General features: G+C 62.2%; 17 protein-coding genes. 8 read left to right on the forward strand and 9 right to left on the reverse strand.

Annotation, left to right across the window (positions count from 1 at the left end):
- The first annotated feature begins 23 nt into the window (after positions 1-23).
- The gene (locus tag ACS3QZ_RS08720; protein WP_456037487.1) at positions 24-1,109 is read left to right on the forward strand and encodes a zinc-ribbon domain-containing protein; all 1,086 of its coding nucleotides are present in this window, start codon (positions 24-26) and stop codon (positions 1,107-1,109) included.
- Positions 1,110-1,181: 72 nt separating this feature from the next.
- On the opposite strand, the gene ACS3QZ_RS08725 is transcribed toward ACS3QZ_RS08720, so the two are convergent.
- The 6 genes from ACS3QZ_RS08725 to argH all read right to left on the reverse strand — a co-directional run bounded on the left by ACS3QZ_RS08725 (position 1,182) and on the right by argH (position 7,692).
- Positions 1,182-3,737, reverse strand: coding sequence for a TIGR02302 family protein (locus ACS3QZ_RS08725; RefSeq protein WP_456037488.1), 2,556 nt, complete (start codon positions 3,735-3,737; stop codon positions 1,182-1,184).
- 36 nt (positions 3,738-3,773) lie between these two features.
- Positions 3,774-5,039, reverse strand: a complete 1,266-nt coding sequence (gene lysA / locus ACS3QZ_RS08730; RefSeq protein WP_456037489.1) for a diaminopimelate decarboxylase — start codon at positions 5,037-5,039, stop codon at positions 3,774-3,776.
- 164 nt (positions 5,040-5,203) lie between these two features.
- On the reverse strand, positions 5,204-5,521 hold the full coding sequence (locus ACS3QZ_RS08735) for a DUF2834 domain-containing protein (RefSeq protein ID WP_456037490.1): 318 nt from the start codon (positions 5,519-5,521) through the stop codon (positions 5,204-5,206).
- Between the two features lie 356 nt (positions 5,522-5,877).
- Complete coding sequence (locus ACS3QZ_RS08740) at positions 5,878-6,039, reverse strand: hypothetical protein (RefSeq protein ID WP_456037491.1); 162 nt, start codon at positions 6,037-6,039, stop codon at positions 5,878-5,880.
- A gap of 40 nt (positions 6,040-6,079) precedes the next feature.
- Positions 6,080-6,304, reverse strand: a complete 225-nt coding sequence (locus tag ACS3QZ_RS08745; protein WP_456037492.1) for a hypothetical protein — start codon at positions 6,302-6,304, stop codon at positions 6,080-6,082.
- On the reverse strand, positions 6,301-7,692 hold the full coding sequence (gene argH / locus ACS3QZ_RS08750; protein ID WP_456037493.1) for an argininosuccinate lyase: 1,392 nt from the start codon (positions 7,690-7,692) through the stop codon (positions 6,301-6,303). Before argH ends, ACS3QZ_RS08745 begins: the two co-directional genes overlap by 4 nt.
- Before the next feature lie 27 nt (positions 7,693-7,719).
- Between argH and ACS3QZ_RS08755 the strand changes: the two genes are divergently transcribed.
- The 4 genes from ACS3QZ_RS08755 (at position 7,720) to ACS3QZ_RS08770 (ending at position 10,358) form a co-directional block, all read left to right on the forward strand.
- Entirely contained in the window at positions 7,720-8,322 is a 603-nt protein-coding gene (locus tag ACS3QZ_RS08755) for a TlpA family protein disulfide reductase (protein ID WP_456037494.1), read from the forward strand.
- Between the two features lie 28 nt (positions 8,323-8,350).
- On the forward strand, positions 8,351-8,977 hold the full coding sequence (locus tag ACS3QZ_RS08760; RefSeq protein ID WP_456037495.1) for a hypothetical protein: 627 nt from the start codon (positions 8,351-8,353) through the stop codon (positions 8,975-8,977).
- Between the two features lie 65 nt (positions 8,978-9,042).
- Positions 9,043-9,432, forward strand: coding sequence for a hypothetical protein (locus tag ACS3QZ_RS08765; protein ID WP_456037496.1), 390 nt, complete (start codon positions 9,043-9,045; stop codon positions 9,430-9,432).
- Positions 9,429-10,358 (forward strand): sterol desaturase family protein, encoded by a 930-nt coding sequence (locus ACS3QZ_RS08770; protein ID WP_456037497.1) that lies wholly within the window; start codon positions 9,429-9,431, stop codon positions 10,356-10,358. The genes ACS3QZ_RS08765 and ACS3QZ_RS08770 overlap by 4 nt, the downstream gene beginning before the upstream one ends.
- Positions 10,359-10,369: 11 nt before the next feature.
- On the opposite strand, the gene ACS3QZ_RS08775 is transcribed toward ACS3QZ_RS08770, so the two are convergent.
- Entirely contained in the window at positions 10,370-11,410 is a 1,041-nt protein-coding gene (locus ACS3QZ_RS08775) for an ACT domain-containing protein (RefSeq protein ID WP_456037498.1), read from the reverse strand.
- Between the two features lie 25 nt (positions 11,411-11,435).
- Positions 11,436-11,996 (reverse strand): DNA-3-methyladenine glycosylase I, encoded by a 561-nt coding sequence (locus ACS3QZ_RS08780; RefSeq protein ID WP_456037499.1) that lies wholly within the window; start codon positions 11,994-11,996, stop codon positions 11,436-11,438.
- Positions 11,997-12,127: 131 nt separating this feature from the next.
- Here ACS3QZ_RS08780 and ACS3QZ_RS08785 point away from each other — a divergent pair, with 131 nt between their 5' ends.
- The 3 genes from ACS3QZ_RS08785 to phbB all read left to right on the forward strand — a co-directional run bounded on the left by ACS3QZ_RS08785 (position 12,128) and on the right by phbB (position 15,225).
- The gene (locus ACS3QZ_RS08785) at positions 12,128-12,979 is read left to right on the forward strand and encodes an EAL domain-containing protein (protein ID WP_456037500.1); all 852 of its coding nucleotides are present in this window, start codon (positions 12,128-12,130) and stop codon (positions 12,977-12,979) included.
- A 147-nt stretch (positions 12,980-13,126) separates the two neighbouring features.
- Complete coding sequence (locus tag ACS3QZ_RS08790) at positions 13,127-14,302, forward strand: acetyl-CoA C-acetyltransferase (protein WP_456037501.1); 1,176 nt, start codon at positions 13,127-13,129, stop codon at positions 14,300-14,302.
- A gap of 197 nt (positions 14,303-14,499) precedes the next feature.
- Complete coding sequence (phbB, locus tag ACS3QZ_RS08795; protein ID WP_456037502.1) at positions 14,500-15,225, forward strand: acetoacetyl-CoA reductase; 726 nt, start codon at positions 14,500-14,502, stop codon at positions 15,223-15,225.
- A 141-nt stretch (positions 15,226-15,366) separates the two neighbouring features.
- Here phbB and ACS3QZ_RS08800 read toward each other — a convergent pair whose 3' ends face one another.
- Entirely contained in the window at positions 15,367-15,525 is a 159-nt protein-coding gene (locus tag ACS3QZ_RS08800) for a hypothetical protein (RefSeq protein WP_456037503.1), read from the reverse strand.
- Positions 15,526-15,607: the final 82 nt, after the last annotated feature.

Here is a 15,607-nt window from a genome sequence, read left to right on the forward strand (position 1 = left end):
TTTGGGGATATCGGGGGAACACCATGCGGCTTACCTGCCCGAATTGTGGCGCGCAATACGAAGTACCGGATGACGTGATCCCGCTCGCGGGACGCGACGTGCAATGCTCCAACTGCGGGGATACATGGTTCCAATCCCATCCCGAGTTCGAAACACCGCAGGAAGACGAACCGTTCGCCTTGTCCGAACACCTTCCAGAGGAAGAGACCGAAGACGAGAATGCGGACGACACGCCGCCCTTTGATGAGGTCGAGCCGCCTGAAATCTCGCTTGGGGACGAAGACGAAGCCCCCGACGCCGAGGGCGATGGGCTGTTAGACGAAGCCGAAGAGGATTGGGAACTGGAATCCGACCCCTGGGAAGAAGACGCCTGGGCTGAGGACACCACAGCGGCCGAGGAGTCCACTCAGGATACCGAAACGGTCCCGGCAAAGGACGATCTCCGGGGCGACGATGATCAAACCGGCGACGACACGGACGCAGATGACACGGACGCGGATGACGCTCTCGAAGAAGAGCCCCCCGTGCCCGACGCTGCAACCCGCAGAGGACTGGATCCCGCCATCGCAGACGTGCTGCGCGAGGAAGCCGAGCACGAAGCCCGCGTGCGCGCCGCAGAAACGCTCGAGACGCAAACCGAACTCGGATTGCGCGCGCCCGAAACGGAATCCGATCGTCATGCGCTTCAGGCCAAGGCCCGGATGCGCCGCCTGCGCGGCCTGCCAACCGAAGAAGACGAACCTTCCGCGCCCGCCGAACCGATGGCGCAAAAAGCCGAATCCAGGCGTGAGTTGCTTCCCGATATCGAGGAAATCAACTCCACCCTGCGTGGCAGCAGCGAAGCCAGCCTTTCGCCAAACGCGGACCCGGCCGTGTCCAGCGAGGCCAGCAGGAAACGCGGGTTCCGGATCGGGTTCGTTATCGTCCTGCTCCTGGCTTTGCTGGCGATCCTTGCCTACTCGAAGCACCAGGAAATCGCGGCGGCCTATCCCCCGGCAGCCCCTTATCTGGAAAGCTTCGTTTCCGGCGCCAACAATGGCCGCGTCTGGCTCGACTCTCAGGTCACGAATCTCTTTCTGATGCTGAACAACATCGCCTCCGGATCTTAAAGCAAAAAGAGGCCGGGGCGGGTGGGTCGTCGCGCACCACGGGTGCGCGCGAGTCACGCCTCGGCTATCGCTTCAGAACCGATCCAGCAACCGCTCAAGGTAATTGCGCTCGGCTTCAGGTCGCGCGCTCTCGCCCGCCCGGCGCCGGATCTCGTCAAGCAGCCGACGTGCCTGCCGATACACGTCTTCACCCTGCAGCAACCCCTCATCGGTGCCTGACGGCCCCCGGTTGCCTGCGCTGCGCCCAAGCGGGTCCTGCGCATTGCCCTGGTTTTCCGCAGTGCCCTGCTGGCCCTGCCGCTGCTGCTGCGCCATCGCTTCGCCAAGATTGCGCATGCCTTCGCGCAGCGCTTCCATCGCTTCGGCCTGCCGGTCGATCGCCTCGGCCAGATCATCTTCGCGCAGCGCGTCTTCGGCCCCTTCCATGGCCTCGTCCGCGCGTCCAAGCGCCTCGCGTGCCGCGTCGCCTTCGGGCGTGCCCTGTCCGGGAAGGTTGCCCATCTGCCGGTTCAGTTCCTCGCGCAAGGCCCGCTGCCGGTCTTCCAGTTCGCCTTGACCCGGCTGTTGCCCCTGCGCGGTTCCTTCCTCGCCCTCGCCACGTCCCTGACCAGTGCCGTCATGCGCCTCGCCGCGCCCGTCACCACCGCTATAGCCCTGATTCTCCTGCGATTGGCCGCTCTGGGCGTTCGGGTTAAACTGTTCCTGCAATTCGCGGAACGCTTCATCCGACAGGCCCTGCTGTTCGCGCAGGGTCTCGGCAAGCCCTTCCATCGCCTGTTCTCCGGGGCTCTGCTGCCCCTGGCCTTGCGTAACGCGCATGTTCTCCATCATCCGGCGCAACTCATCCAGCGCCTGCTGGGCCTCGGCCATCCGGCCCTGTTCCATCAACTCCTGAATGCGATCCATCATGCGCTGCAGGTCGTCCTGCGTCATCTGCATGGAATTCTCGGAAAGCTGCTGTTCCTCGCCCTCTTCGCCGTCCTGCTGGTTACGCCGTGCCAGCTCGCGCATGTAATCCTCGGTCGCCTCGCGCAACTCCTGCATCAACTGCGCGATTTCCGCGTCGCTGGCCCCGTTCTTCATCGCCTCCGAAAGCCGTTCCTGCGCCCGCTGTAACCGTTCAAGCGCGCTGCCCAGATCACCTTCTTCCAGCTTCAACGCCAGATCCCAGAGCGCCTCCGCGATCTCGTCACGGTGCTCTGCATCCAGCCCGCGCGCGGAATAAGCTTCCAACCGCCTCAGGATCGTACGCATCCGCAAATAGTCGGTCTCTTTCTTGAACACCCCGTCTTCCGGCCGATGCGATATTGCCCGCATCAATTGCGCCACGCGGCGGGCGTTCTCGCGAGACCACAACAGGTCGCGCCGCAACTCCACCACCGCCGCCGCCAACGGATCGAAAAACCGCCTGGCGGGCAAGAGCATTGCCTCGGGAAGAGCCTGCCCGACATGGCTCGCGTCATCCTCCACCGACAGTGTCACCGTAACGGGCAAATGCGCCCACGGATGTTTCGAAAAATCCTCGATCAGGACTTCTTCGAACGCGGCGCGATCCCCCGTGATCGGCAACGGCAAGGGCACCGTGACCACAGGTCGCGACTCGGGCGGCGTTGCCAACCCGAAGCGGCGGTCCACCGCCCCAAGGTCAAGCGCGATCACTGCTGAGCCGCCCTTGATTCCATAGTCATCCTCCGCCGCGAAAGGCAGTGTCATCTCGCCACGTCCGGACACCTCCGCTGACCCGTTGATCACGATCTTGGGCGCTGCATCGGCGATCATGTCGATGCGCCATACACGTCCCCCCGGCCCCAGCACCTCGAGATTTCCTGACTGTGAGATGATGAAATCCTGCTCCGGTTCGGACGCGCTCGGCACTTCGCCAATCCGTCCCGATACTGTCTCGGCGACGCTCAGCGCGCCCACCTCGCCATAGAGCCGCATCAGAACCCGGCTGCCTTCGGGCAACTCCAGCGTCCCCGGCTCCAGATCATTGAGATAAAGCGCCGGGCGTCCGGTATAGCCGGGCGGTTCGATCCAGCCTTCCCAGGTCGGCCCCGCAGCCAACGCCGCGCCCGATCCGGGCGCCATCTCGGCCACGCTTCCAACGCGGGCAACCGAGCCGAACAAGACCGCCACCGCCAGCGCCAGCACCGCGATGTATCGCAGCCCGAACGGATCGAGCCGCGACACCCGCAGGTCGGGCTCCACGGGCCGCGCCGCGCGCGTCCGCTCCGCCATCCGCGACTGGTGCGCCTGCCAGATCGCCCGGCTTCCCGCGTCCCGCTCACCAATCGCCGGATGATCCATCAAGGCCTGAATCGGCCGCCCCGGCAGGGTCGCATCCAGCCGCGCCAGCGCATCAGCACGCGTGGGAACCGCGAAACCGCGCATGCCAGCCACCAACGCCACCAATGCTCCCAGCACGGCCAACGCCGCCAATGTCCATACCGCCTCAAGCGGCAGTACATCCTGCACGCCCATCATCAAGGCGGCCAAAACAAGGAAAACAAGGGACCAAAGCGGCCAGAACGCCCGCGTCACACGCTCGGCCAGAAGGCCAAGCCGTGTCAGGCCAAGCACCCAGCCCAGCCTTTTCAATGCAGTGTCAGCCTCAGATCGGTGTTCCACGACGCTCCATCCACAAGGCTTACGGCCGATACGACCTTATAGCCATGTAGGGATGCTATCGCGGTTTATCATCTCTTCATAGGTCGGGCGTCGGCGGATAACCGCAAATTGATCCCCTTTCACCAGAACCTCGGGAATCAAGGGCCGCGAGTTGTATTCACTCGCCATCACCGCCCCGTAGGCGCCCGCGCTGCGAAACGCGATCAGGTCGCCCGCCGCCAGAGGCGTCATCGCGCGCCCCTTGGCAAACGTGTCCCCGCTCTCACAGACCGGCCCCACGATGTCATAACGCACCGGCTCCAGCCCCGGCTCGGCCTCGATCACCGGCACGATGTCATGATGCGCCTCGTACATGGCCGGGCGGATCAGATCGTTCATCGCCCCGTCCACGATCAGGAACTCCCGGTCCTCGCCGGACTTCACATATATCACCTTGCTGACCATGATCCCGGCATTCCCGGCGATCAACCGCCCCGGCTCGATCTCGATCTCCACGTCCAGATGTCCCAGCACCCGCTTGACCATCGCGCCATATTCCACCGGCAAGGGAGGTGCGGTGTTGGAGCGCTCATAAGGGATACCCAGCCCGCCCCCAAGGTCCAGCCGGATGATCTCGTGCCCGTCGCTGCGCAGCTGCTCGGTCAGCTCGGCAACCTTCCGATAGGCCAGCTCGAATGGCTCCAACTGGGTCAGCTGGCTGCCGATATGCACGTCGATCCCGACCACCTTCAACCCCTTCAGGCTGGCGGCATGGGCATAAACTTCGCGCGCCCGGCTGATCGGGATGCCGAACTTGTTCTCCGACTTTCCGGTCGCGATCTTGGCGTGGGTCTTGGCATCCACATCCGGGTTCACCCGCACCGTGATTGGCGCCACAACCCCCATTTCCAACGCCACGGCGTTGATCGCTTCCATCTCCGGCTCACTCTCGACGTTGAACTGTCGAATACCGCCCGCCAGAACGGTCGCGATCTCCTCGCGGGTCTTGCCGACACCAGAAAACACGATCCGATCCCCCGGTACACCGGCGGCAATTGCACGCGCGTATTCGCCCCCCGATACAACGTCCATGCCGGCACCCAGTGCCGCGAGCGTCTTGAGAATGGCCTGATTGCTCGCGGCCTTCATGGCGTAACAGACAAGGTGGTCCACCCCCTCCAACGCCTCATCGAACAGGCGGAAATGCCGCTCCAGCGTGGCCGTCGAATAGCAGTAGAACGGCGTTCCCACCGCAGCCGCGATTTCGGCCACCGGAACGTCCTCGGCAAAAAGCGCACCGTCTCGGTAAAGAAAATGATCCATGTCCGGCGTCTCCTGATACCCGTCCGAACCCTCATAGCCAGCCGCGAAGAGTCATTCAATCCGCTTCAACCGCGCACCGCGCCCGCACTTTCTTTTTCCAAAAATACCCCGGGGGTGAGGGTTGAAAATGCGCGCATTTTCAAACCGAGGGGGCTGGCCCCCTCTTACGTCACAGGCTTGGCACGCAGGAACAGGTAAAGAGGCAGGCCACAGCTCACCCCGATCAGGAATGTCGCGGGAATCGCAATCAACGCCACCCAGTTGCGCCGCACCGCCACTTCCGCGACAATCCAGATCGTCAGCGCGACAGCGGCAATGACCAGGTCCCAATAGAGCCCCGTCGTCGCCGCACTCACTTTCCATGCCGCCACCAGCGCGGAAAGATCGACACCGTTTTCCATCAGCCACGGCACAAAGTAGCTCATCGGATGCACCGCACCCCAAATAGCCAGGCCCAGGAAAACCAATCTCAAAGGGGACATGTTCGCGCTCCGCATGTGTCTGCCTCAGTCGTCAGGATACGCAGACACCCCCAACCCGGATCAAGCTTTGATTGCGCAAGGCGGCGCGCTACCAGCAGCGGTCATACCCGCAGCCACCGCCGATCGTGATGCTGAAAGGACCATTCGTGGCCCCCACATGCCCGGAGGTGTAAACCCCGCTCGGACTGATCCCGATATTGGCCCCCATCGTGGGCGTCCACGGCTCTCCGTCAACGCCACACCCTGCAAGGACCACCCCACTCAAACACAGAAAGACGACTCGCAACACGACCTGGATCCCCCAAAAAGCAGAGGGCCATCATACCGCCCCGCAACAGATTCTGCAAAACACAGCCTCAGCGGCCCCGGCCACACTCCGCGCCACCATTGCAGCCACCCACCGGCGTCGCATAGCCAAGGTTGCCGGTCTTGGACGTGTTGCCATAGGGTGTACCACCCGTGCTGCTGACACAGGCCCCCAGCACGACCATCACGGAAAGCAAAACAGCCAGTCTCATTTCATCACTCACTCAATTTGGCCGCACGGGACCGCACCCGTCAGCGCCCATAACCACAATGAGCGCCACCATTGCAGCCCCCGTGCGGCGTTGCATAGCCACTATGGGACGAATAGCTGGGCCCGGAGCGCACGCCCACCGTGACATCGCCCGACACCGTCACCCCGGTCCCCGAAGCGGGCGCCGGGCTCGGCGCGGTCGACGTGGTGGTCGTGTTACAGGCCGCCACGCTGGCAACCAATGCAAGTGCACCCAGAATTCTCATTCCATCATTTCCTTCCAGCGCGCCACCTGAGCGCGAACCTGATCCGGCGCGGTGCCGCCATACGACATGCGCGACGCGACCGAATTATGCACACCCAGCACGCCAAACACGTCCTCGGTGATGGCTGCGTGCACTTCCTGCATATCGGCCAGCGTCAGGTCCGGCAAATCACATCCACGTGCCTCGGCCATGGCCACCAGCGTGCCCGTCACGTGATGCGCATCGCGGAACGGCATGTTGAGCGCCCGCACCAGCCAGTCGGCAAGATCGGTGGCGGTCGAAAACCCGCTGCCCGCCGCCGCTTCAAGGCTCTCGCGGTTGGCCGACATGTCCTTGACCATGCCTTCCATCGCCGCCAGCGCCAGCATCAGGTTATCGGCCGCGTCAAACACCTGTTCCTTGTCTTCCTGCATGTCCTTGGAATAGGCCAGCGGCAGCCCCTTCATCACCATCAACAGCGCGGTATTGGCCCCGAAAATCCGCCCGATCTTGGCGCGGATCAATTCGGCCGCATCCGGGTTCTTCTTCTGGGGCATGATCGACGAGCCGGTCGAGAACCGGTCCGAAAGGGTGACAAAGCGGAACTGCGCCGAGGACCAGATCACCAGCTCTTCGGCAAAGCGCGACAGGTGCATCGCACAGATCGACGCCGCAGCTAGAAACTCCAGCGCGAAATCCCGGTCCGATACGGCATCAAGCGAGTTCGCCGCCGGACGATCAAAGCCCAGCGCCTCTGCGGTCATATGCCGGTCAATCGGGAAAGACGTCCCGGCCAGAGCCGCCGCGCCAAGCGGCGATTCGTTCATCCGCTTGCGTGCGTCCTGGAAACGCGACCGGTCCCGCCCGAACATCTCGACATAGGCCATCATGTGATGTCCCCATGTTACTGGCTGCGCCGTCTGCAAATGCGTGAAGCCGGGCATCACCCATTCCGCACCCGCTTCGGCCTGCACCAAAAGCGCCCGGATCAGCGCCTCCAGACCCGAGATCGCCGCGTCGATCTGATCCCGCACCCAAAGCTTGAAATCCGTCGCCACCTGATCATTACGCGACCGCCCCGTGTGCAGACGTCCAGCCGGTTCACCGATGATTTCCTTCAGCCGCGCTTCCACGTTCATGTGAATGTCTTCCAGGGCGGTGGAAAACGCGAACGTCCCTGCGTCAATCTCTGACAACACCGTGAGAAGCCCTTCCCGAATGGCCTCGGCATCGCTATCTGTCAGGATGCCTGCCTTGGCGAGCATCGCCGCGTGGGCCCTGGAACCGGCAATGTCCTGTGCCGCCATCCGCTGATCGAACCCGATCGAGGCGTTGATCGCCTCCATGATTGCGTCCGGTCCGGCGGCAAAGCGGCCGCCCCACATCTGGTTCGAGGTGTCTTTGGTCATGATATGCCCTTCGGAGGGAAGATAAGAATGTCGAAGTCCGCGCTGGTTTATACGGGGCTGGCCGCAATCGCAATTGCAGCTGTCACCTTTGTCGCCCTGAAAAACCCCGCCACCGCCGGGGCATCGCTGGATACCGCCGCGATTGCCGAAATGCGGACCGGCGACATGCGCAAGCTCAATTTCCACTCCGCCCCCCGCGCCGTCTCGGACAAGGCGTTCACAACCGAAGACGGCGGCGAGGCAACCCTTGCCCAATACCGTGGCAAGGTGGTGCTTCTTAACTTCTGGGCGACTTGGTGTGCCCCCTGCCGCCACGAAATGCCCATGCTATCGGAGCTGCAAAGCGAACTGGGCGGTGACGACTTCGAAGTCGTCACGCTGGCCACCGGGCGCAACATGGTGCCCGCAATGAAAAAGTTCTTCGAAGAAATTGGCGTCGACAACCTGCCGCTCCACCGTGACCCCAAGCAGATGCTGGCGCGCGACATGGCCGTTCTGGGGCTTCCGGCAACCGTTCTGATTGACCGCGAAGGGCAGGAAATCGCGCGACTTCAAGGAGATGCGGACTGGTCGAGCGAAAATGCCCGTGCTATCATCTCGGCCGTGATTGAAAAGACCGCGGCGCAATAGGCGCGTGGCACCCCGTGAAAGACTGCCGATGACGACCCGCCTTGCATCCGTGGTCCTTTTGATTGCCGCGCTTGTATCCGCACCCGCCCTGCAGGCCCAGGATATCAATGTCGAGAAGAAACGCTCTCGCCTGCAACAGTTGCTTGACGCCCCCCTCAAGGGTGACGCGCGGCGCGAATTCAAACAGTTCAGGCGCAAGGGACAATTCTACGGTGCCTTCTTCGCCAACCTCTCCGAGAATGTCGCTGGGTCCTACTGGGATGCCGCCAATCTCGAGACAGCCGAAACCCACGCCCGCACCTCCTGCGAGTCCAAATCAGTCGATCCGCAGGGCTGTATCCTTTATGCCCGCGTGTTGCCCAAGAAATATGACCCAACCGAATCCGGCCTGACCCTATCGCGCAGCGGCAATCAGGATTTCCGCGAATATATCCGGCTCCAGGATGTAGAGCGTTATGGCGCCTTTGCCATGTCCGACAACGGCGCGATCGGCTATTCATGGGCCGAACATTCCCGCGCGTCCGCCGACCGCGAGGCTTTGAAACGTTGTACCAAATCCGCGCGCAAGCTGTTACGCAATACACCAAAGCATCTTCAGGGGGTGCTCGCCTCTTCGCCCCAGCATGTCTGCCGCGTCGTGCACCGCTCCGGCTGACCCCACGCCACCTTTGACAACCCGCCAGCCCCTGCGATTGAATATGCTGCAGGGAGGACGGGCGCATGCCTTTGGAGATTTTGCTGATCCTCGTTGTTGGGGGTATTTCCGGGATCGCGGTGATCTTGCACCTGCTCGGGCTGACCAGCCCGCGCCAACTGCGTGATGCCGAAGATGCCCGCGCTGCATGGCTGCGCGAATTCCCCTACCAGCTTCCAACCGACATCACCCTTTCCGCCGATCAGCGCGCCGCGCTGATCACGACACAGACCGGGCCGGGCCTCGTCTGGTGCCTTGGTGCCGACACCGTCGCCCGCCCCCTGAGCGGCTGCGACCTCAGCATAACCAAAACCGGGCTGCACGTCGATTTCCACGATGTCGGCGCGCCGCATACCACGATCACCCTTCCCGATGCCGACCGCCAGACGTGGCAAGATTTGATGAGAGCCGCATGACCGATCAACTGACCTACCCGGACGTCGTCAACTATGCCGTTCCCTTCTTCATCGTGGCGATCCTGCTCGAACTGGTCTGGATCGTGGTCAAGGGGCGGGGCGGACGTTATGAGACGCGTGACGCGCTGACCTCGCTGATCATGGGCGCGGGCAACGTCGCCTCGGGCATCCTTCTGGGCTTCATCGCCTGGGGCTTCTTCATGGTGCTCTGGCAGATCACGCCACTTGATCTCGGCACAAGCTGGTGGGTGGTGGTGCTCTGCTTCGTGCTGGATGACCTGCGCTATTACTGGGTGCATCGGTTCGGCCACCGTATCCGCTGGGTCTGGGCCAGCCACGTGAACCACCATTCCTCCCAGCACTACAATCTCACCACGGCCCTGCGCCAGACATGGACCGGCACCTTCACCTTCATGATGATCGTGCGCGCGCCGCTGATCCTCCTCGGCTTTCACCCCGCCATGGTGCTGTTCTGTGGCGGGCTCAACCTGATCTACCAGTTCTGGATTCACACCGAGGCCATCCACAAACTGCCCCGCTGGTTCGAATCCATCATGAACACCCCCAGCCACCACCGCGTCCATCACGGGCGCAACGCGCGCTACCTCGACTGCAACTATGCCGGGGTGTTCATCATCTGGGACAAGATGTTCGGCACCTTTGTTCCCGAACAGGACGACGAAAAGGTCGACTACGGCCTCGTGCACAACCTTGGCACCTTCAATCCCCTGCGCGTCGCCTTTCACGAATGGATCGGCATTTTCAAGGACATGTCCCAACGCGGTCTCACCTTGCGAGAGCGTCTCATGTACGCCATCGCACCGCCCGGCTGGAGCCATGACCAAAGCCGTGAAACCTCGGACCAGATCAAATCAAGCCATCTTGCTCACCACCCCGAGGACCGCGGCACACCGGGATTCAGCTAGGGCAACGCGGCTCAGTTGTTCTCCCAGAACAGCGCTTCTGTGGCGGCGCGAAGGTATTGATCGACCTCGTACAGTGTCTCGGGATCGTCGATTTTCCCAGAAGCCATCAACCGGTCCAGAATGTCGATCTGTGACCAGTCCGCCCGCCGTCCGAAATGCCGCGCCACGATCAGCGCCAGATCGGGATCATCCGCCAAAAGCACGCCAACCCGCGCGCGGATCTCATCTACAAGCGGCCCCTCGCCCGTTTCGGCCTGCATCGCCAGGGCCTCCATGAGACTTTCGCGCAGAACCGGGTCCCCCGACGCCTGAAGGGCAGAGGCCACACGCATCACCCCGTCCAAACCGACACTCTCAATCAGGGCCACGCCATAGGCTCCGGCCACAACGCCCCCGGGCACGCGCGCTCCCTCGAATTGCCGCCGCAGAAATGCCCGCGCCGCGTCCGCATCGCTCAATCCGAGCAGCAACACGCGGATTGGCAGGCTGTCCCGGTTCTCGGGCGCAAATATCCCCTCCAAGAGCCGATCTGCATCGGGTGTCAGGTTCAAGTCCGCCAACACCGGGTACGGCGCCCGGTCCAGCTCACCAAGCGCCAACCGCACCGCCGCCGGATGCGGATGCCCAAGCAGATCAGCGAAAAACTGGTATCGCTCCCAATCCCCGCCAAGCCGCCATTCGTCCAGACGCACCAGAACCGCATCCATCACTGCGTCGAAACCCGGATCAAGATAGGCAACGCGATGCCACGTCCCATCCGTTCCATCCCGCGCGAAAAGAACCGAGTGATCCATATTGGCGCCCAGCCTGCGCCGCGTCCCCGAATCCACCAGATACGGGATATCCACTTCGGCCTCCGGACCGCGCAGGATCGTTTCCGCCGCATAGCGAAACGGGTTCTCCGCAGAGGGCCGCGCGAGCACCACGCGGTCGCTGGCCAAGAGCCGGTCCACCGCGGTTGCCTCGGGCACATAGCCGTGGAAGCCACAGGCCAGCGCCACGCCGCTTGCCGCCAATGTCATCCCCAGAACCGTCACCAACGACCTGATCATGTCGACCCCTTTCCCTGTTCCGGAGTTATGACAGCTCCGCGTGACGCGGGCATGTCACGACATGATCATTGACCACACCACAGGCCTGCATCCACGCGTAAACGATTGTCGGTCCGCAAAAGCGAAACCCGGCTTTCTTCAAATCTTTCGAAACTTGTTTCGATAAATCGGTATGGGCGGGCACGTCCTCAAGCCGCGCCCAGCTGTTTTGCAAGGGCGCATGATCCACGTATTTCCATACGAAGCGACTGAACCCTTCACCGGCCTCGATCTCCTGAAAGGCACGGGCATTGCCGATGGTGGCCTCGATCTTACCCCGATGCCGGATGATGCCCGTGTCCTGCAACAAACGTTCCACATCCACCTCGCCCCAGTTCGCAATCACATCCGGGTCAAAGCCTTGAAAAGCCACGCGAAAATTGTCACGCTTTTTCAAGATCGTGATCCAGCTCAGCCCCGCTTGGAACCCGTCGAGGATCAGCTTTTCCCAAAGCGCACGCCCGTCATATTCCGGCACGCCCCATTCCGTGTCGTGATACGTCTGATAGATCGGCTCACTTCCGGCCCAGCCACATCTTTCGCCCATCCTGTGCCTCCCTTGTGCGCCGATGAAAATGCCCGACGCAGATAAATTGAGGACAATTGTCCCTTTAAGCCCCCCTTCATGATTTCGGCATCATTCTGGCGGCAATTCCATCAAACCTGACGGGTAGCACGATGATTGGTCAAAAGAAAAACAAACCCCGCAAGGGCAAGACCACGCGCGCCGAACGAAACGCGCTGGAATATGCCGTCTCCGCGCGGGACCAGGGCGCGCTCGACATGGTGACGGCGGCAATCCGCCACAAACAGGTCATGCTGGCCTTTCAACCCATCGTCAGTGCCCGCGAAACCGACCGCCCCGCCTTTTACGAAGGCTTGATCCGCGTGCTGGACGACACCGGTCGCATCATCCCGGCCAAGGATTTCATGTCCGCGGTCGAAACCACCGAATTGGGGCGACAACTGGATTGCCTTGCCCTCGAACTCGGGCTTGAAACCCTCGCCGACCAGCCGAACCTCCGCCTGTCGATCAACATGTCCGCGCGCTCGATCGGCTATGGTCCCTGGGGCGATGTCCTGCGCCGCGCGGTGGGCGGAAACGCCGATCTGGGCGACCGGCTGATCCTTGAAATATCCGAAACCTCAGTCAACCAGGTGCCTGACATCGTGCAGAATTTCATGACCGACATGCGCGCCCGCAATGTCAGCTTTGCCTTGGATGACTATGGCGCGGGCATGACCTCGTTGCGGGTATTCCGCGATTTCGACTTTGACTTCATCAAGCTTGACGGCAGTTTCAGCCGCGACATCTGCACCAACCGCGCCAATCAGGTTCTGGCCAGCGCGGTTGCCGCCATTGCCCATAAGTTCGACATGATGTCCATCGCCAGCCGCGTGGAATCTCCCGCCGATGCCCGCGTTTTGGGGGAACTGGGTTTTGACGCGTTGCAGGGCTTTGCCTTCGGCGCCCCAACCGTGTCCCCCCCATGGGTCCGCAAAGCCGCCGCCAGGCAGGCGCGCAGCTAAGTAGGTCCTTTGCCAGCTATCTGAGACAGACTGTCCGTTGCCGCATTGCGGCAAATCCGTTATTGACATTCCGGATACCGAAGCCACTCTCCCCCGTACCTGACGCTGGGGCAGGCTTCGCCCAGTCATTTGGTAGAGGAAACAAATATGACCAACGTAGTGATCGCTTCCGCAGCACGGACCGCTGTCGGCAGCTTCAGCGGCTCTTTCGCCAATACCCCGGCACATGATCTGGGCGCCACTGTCCTGAAGGCCCTCGTCGAGCGCGCTGGCGTCGATCCGTCGGAAGTGTCCGAAACCATTCTCGGTCAGGTGCTGACTGCCGGTCAGGGCCAGAACCCCGCACGCCAGGCGCACATCAATGCCGGTTTCGCCAAGGAAGCCGCAGCCTGGGGCATCAACCAGGTCTGTGGATCGGGTCTGCGCGCCGTTGCGCTGGCCGCACAGCACATCCAGCTGGGCGATGCCGCCATCGTGGCCGCCGGTGGCCAGGAAAACATGACCCTGAGCCCCCATGTCGCCTACCTGCGCGCGGGCACCAAGATGGGTGACGTGAAGTACATCGACACCATGATCCGTGACGGCCTGTGGGATGCGTTCAACGGCTACCACATGGGTCAGACCGCCGAAAACGTCGCCGAACAGTGGCAGATCAGCCGCGATCAGCAGGACGAATTCGCCGTCGGCTCGCAGAACAAGGCCGAAGCTGCTCAAAAAGCAGGCAAATTTACTGACGAGATCACCCCCTTCACCGTCAAGACCCGCAAGGGCGACATCGTGGTCGACGCTGACGAATACATCCGTCACGGCGCCACCATGGAAGCCATGCAGAAACTGCGCCCGGCCTTCACCAAGGACGGCTCGGTTACGGCGGCCAACGCTTCGGGCCTGAACGACGGCGCTGCCGGTGCCCTGCTGATGACCGCGGACGAAGCCGAAAAGCGCGGCATCGAACCGCTCGCGCGCATCGCGTCCTATGCCACCGCCGGTCTCGATCCGTCGATCATGGGCGTCGGTCCGATCTACGCATCGCGCAAAGCGCTGGACAAGGCCGGTTGGTCGGTGGACGATCTGGATCTGGTCGAAGCCAACGAAGCCTTCGCCGCACAGGCCTGCGCCGTGAACAAGGACATGGGCTGGGATCCGTCGATCGTGAACGTGAACGGCGGCGCCATCGCCATCGGTCACCCGATCGGGGCTTCGGGCGCGCGTATTCTCAACACCCTGCTGTTCGAGATGAAGCGCCGCGACGCCAAGAAGGGTCTCGCCACTCTCTGCATCGGTGGCGGCATGGGCGTGGCCATGTGCCTCGAGCGTCCCTGATTTGCGTCCCCTGCAGGCTGAAAACAACGAAAGGGGCGCGCGGACCGCGCCCCTGATTTTTTGAATTCGGGAAGCCGCCCCGCCAGCAGAACGAAAAAATCTGCCCTGCGGCAATTTACACGCGCAACTTTGTTGCGCAGCAGCATTTAAATGCGTAACAGAGTTACCAACGCATAAAGCCAAATTGGAGGACACCCATGGCACGAACAGCACTCGTCACCGGCGGATCGCGCGGTATCGGCGCAGCCATTTCCAAAGCCCTGAAGGCCGAAGGTTACAACGTCGCCGCATCTTACGCGGGCAACGACGAAGCCGCCGCCGCCTTCACCGAAGAAACCGGCATCAAGACCTACAAGTGGGACGTGGGCAGCTACGAAGCCTCCGAAGCCGGTATCGCACAGGTTGAGGCCGATCTTGGCCCGATCGACATCGTTGTCGCCAATGCCGGCATCACCTGGGACGGTTTCTTCCACAAGATGAAGCCCGAGCAGTGGCAGAAAGTCATCGACACGAACCTGACCGGCGTATTCAACACCGTGCGCCCGGTCTGGCCCGGCATGCGCGAGCGCAAGTTTGGCCGCGTGATCGTGATCTCGTCGGTGAACGGTCAAAAAGGTCAGGCCGGCCAGGTCAACTATGCCGCCACCAAGGCAGGTGACATCGGCATCGTGCGTTCGCTGGCACAGGAAGGCGCGCGCGCCGGCATCACTGCCAACGCCGTCTGCCCCGGCTACATCGGCACCGAAATGGTCCGCGCGATCCCGCAGGAAGTTCTGGACAAGAACATCATCCCGCAGATCCCCGCTGGCCGCCTTGGTGAGCCCGAAGAAATCGCACGCTGCGTGACCTTCCTCGCCTCCGACGACGCCAGCTTCATCAACGGCTCGACCATCTCGGCCAACGGTGCACAGTTCTTCGGCTAAGTCGATTTGAACGAAATGAATGAAGGGCCGCTCTATCCGGGGCGGCCTTTTTTTTGGGGAATCAACCGCACGCGACCGACCAGAACCGAAAAGGACCGCCCCCTCGCGAAGCGGTCCTCTTCATCCCGTAAGTGCCGTGTCTCAGGCGCAGCGGGAAGGTTCCGTAAGGGCCTGACGGCTCAGCGGAACATCCTTGCGGGCAAACAGCCACTTGAAAACCGAAACAAACGCTTGTCCCCGGGCGGCATGAGCGTCGTGGTAGGCGCGGGCGGTGCGGGCGTTTGATGCAACTTCGATCATAATGGCCTCCTTGGGGCTGAATGTGATTTCTTGCACTCAATATGGATTTAACCGTCCGCCTTCACAAACGAGACTTTTCAAT

The organism is Shimia sp. W99, from assembly GCF_053851455.3.

Bases quoted from the DNA above. Each gene is read 5' to 3' on its own strand.
- ACS3QZ_RS08720 (WP_456037487.1), top strand. From the start codon at position 24: ATGCGGCTTACCTGCCCGAATTGTGGCGCGCAATACGAAGTACCGGAT.
- lysA (WP_456037489.1), bottom strand. From the start codon at position 5,039: ATGGATCATTTTCTTTACCGAGACGGTGCGCTTTTTGCCGAGGACGTT.
- ACS3QZ_RS08735 (WP_456037490.1), bottom strand. From the start codon at position 5,521: ATGTCCCCTTTGAGATTGGTTTTCCTGGGCCTGGCTATTTGGGGTGCG.
- ACS3QZ_RS08740 (WP_456037491.1), bottom strand. From the start codon at position 6,039: ATGAGACTGGCTGTTTTGCTTTCCGTGATGGTCGTGCTGGGGGCCTGT.
- ACS3QZ_RS08745 (WP_456037492.1), bottom strand. From the start codon at position 6,304: ATGAGAATTCTGGGTGCACTTGCATTGGTTGCCAGCGTGGCGGCCTGT.
- argH (WP_456037493.1), bottom strand. From the start codon at position 7,692: ATGACCAAAGACACCTCGAACCAGATGTGGGGCGGCCGCTTTGCCGCC.
- ACS3QZ_RS08755 (WP_456037494.1), top strand. From the start codon at position 7,720: ATGTCGAAGTCCGCGCTGGTTTATACGGGGCTGGCCGCAATCGCAATT.
- ACS3QZ_RS08760 (WP_456037495.1), top strand. From the start codon at position 8,351: ATGACGACCCGCCTTGCATCCGTGGTCCTTTTGATTGCCGCGCTTGTA.
- ACS3QZ_RS08765 (WP_456037496.1), top strand. From the start codon at position 9,043: ATGCCTTTGGAGATTTTGCTGATCCTCGTTGTTGGGGGTATTTCCGGG.
- ACS3QZ_RS08770 (WP_456037497.1), top strand. From the start codon at position 9,429: ATGACCGATCAACTGACCTACCCGGACGTCGTCAACTATGCCGTTCCC.
- ACS3QZ_RS08775 (WP_456037498.1), bottom strand. From the start codon at position 11,410: ATGATCAGGTCGTTGGTGACGGTTCTGGGGATGACATTGGCGGCAAGC.
- ACS3QZ_RS08780 (WP_456037499.1), bottom strand. From the start codon at position 11,996: ATGGGCGAAAGATGTGGCTGGGCCGGAAGTGAGCCGATCTATCAGACG.
- ACS3QZ_RS08785 (WP_456037500.1), top strand. From the start codon at position 12,128: ATGATTGGTCAAAAGAAAAACAAACCCCGCAAGGGCAAGACCACGCGC.
- ACS3QZ_RS08790 (WP_456037501.1), top strand. From the start codon at position 13,127: ATGACCAACGTAGTGATCGCTTCCGCAGCACGGACCGCTGTCGGCAGC.
- phbB (WP_456037502.1), top strand. From the start codon at position 14,500: ATGGCACGAACAGCACTCGTCACCGGCGGATCGCGCGGTATCGGCGCA.
- ACS3QZ_RS08800 (WP_456037503.1), bottom strand. From the start codon at position 15,525: ATGATCGAAGTTGCATCAAACGCCCGCACCGCCCGCGCCTACCACGAC.